Source organism: Psychrobacter sp. T6-1 (assembly GCF_052258445.1).
Genome location: NZ_JBQQFC010000466.1, coordinates 1 through 1,372 on the forward strand (window position 1 = coordinate 1; position 1,372 = coordinate 1,372).

General features: G+C 35.7%; 2 protein-coding genes. One reads left to right on the top strand and one right to left on the bottom strand.

Features of this window, described 5'->3' with window-relative positions; all coding sequences use genetic code 11:
• Window positions 1-654 (top strand): DpnI domain-containing protein (locus ACTXGO_RS13845; protein ID WP_443574925.1); only part of this gene is annotated, 654 nt, incomplete at its 5' end.
• Between the two features lie 158 nt (window positions 655-812).
• Here ACTXGO_RS13845 and ACTXGO_RS13850 read toward each other — a convergent pair.
• Window positions 813-1,145: a hypothetical protein gene (locus ACTXGO_RS13850; RefSeq protein ID WP_443574926.1), complete on the bottom strand. Its 333-nt coding sequence runs from the start codon at window positions 1,143-1,145 to the stop codon at window positions 813-815.
• Between the last annotated feature and the right edge of the window lie 227 nt (window positions 1,146-1,372).

Consider the following 1,372-nt stretch of genomic DNA (forward strand, 5'->3'; position numbering starts at 1 on the left):
CAACCCTTAGCTGATTTTGCCAATAATAAGCCCGTAGCGGACTTTTATTGTGCAACTTGCACCGAACAATATGAGCTAAAAAGTAAAAAGGCAAAGCTTGGCAACCTCATAAATGATGGCGCGCACAAAACGATGATTGAACGTATTAATAGCGATGATAATCCAAACTTTTTCTTTTTAACTTATTCTAAATCGCAAGAATTTACCGTCAATAACTTTTTAATTATTCCTAAGCAATTTTTTAAACCAGACATCATTATTAAACGTAAACCTTTACCTAAATCCAATAGAAGAGCTGGCTGGGTTGGTTGCAATATTGATTTACGTAAAATTCCTGACTCTGGTAAGGTATTTTTGATCAAAAACGAAAAAATCATTGCTCGTAAAAGTGTCACTGAGCAGTTTCAAAAAACCTTGTTTTTGCGCGAGCAGTCGATAACTTCACGTGGCTGGACATTGGATGTCTGGCACTGCATTGACAAACTTGATAACAAATTTAATTTAAAACAGGTCTATGCGTTTGCCGATGAATTACAGGTTAAGCACCCTGATAATAATCATGTTAAGGATAAAATTCGCCAGCAGTTGCAGGTGCTACGGGACAAAGGGATTATTGAGTTTTTGGGGCGTGGTTATTATCGGAAACTCTATTAAATATCTTGGTTGTCCCAGAGTGGTAAATCTGCACTTGATACTAATCGCTCATAGAATCTATAAGGGCGGTAATCTTTTCCCAACTCACCATGCATTAAAAACAATGTGTTTAAATCATCTTCGAAAGAGTTACTGACTTTATTCTGTACATATTCATTTCAGTCTATTAACAATCCTAATGGTGTACGAGCAGGCCTAGTAAAGGGTTGCCCTTTAACAGTAATCTGACACATTGGATAATCACTGTTTATTGCAATATCGAAGTCTTCTGTAATGTCTTCTTCCATTACATAAGTAAATGCAAATATGCTGCCGTAAGCGACATACTTCTTACTTTTACTAAAGTAAATAATACCAAATGCTAATTTCGATTTAGTAGTCACATGCATGCTTTCATTAGGAAACTGTCTCGCTTTAATACAAGTTTTCGTAAAAATTAATAGTCGACGGATTTGTAAAGGTATCCGTTCATCTTCGTAGACGTAGTCCATTTGCGCTTATCCTCTGTTAAAAACACTAGCATTGATCGATTAGCGTTATGACACAAGCAGGGTTAACAAAAGAAGATCACTTCTTCATATAATACGATCACTTCTCCAAAATACTTTTGCTAGGATCACCAGCTCAAATATTGGTAAAAGTGAGAAAAATGATGACGATTAAAAAAGACTTATACACTTACGAGATAGAAATAGTCGAGACGATGAGCGCTATTATA

Excerpts from the sequence above, each read along its gene's own strand:
- ACTXGO_RS13850 (WP_443574926.1), bottom strand. The coding sequence starts at position 1,145 with ATGGACTACGTCTACGAAGATGAACGGATACCTTTACAAATCCGTCGA.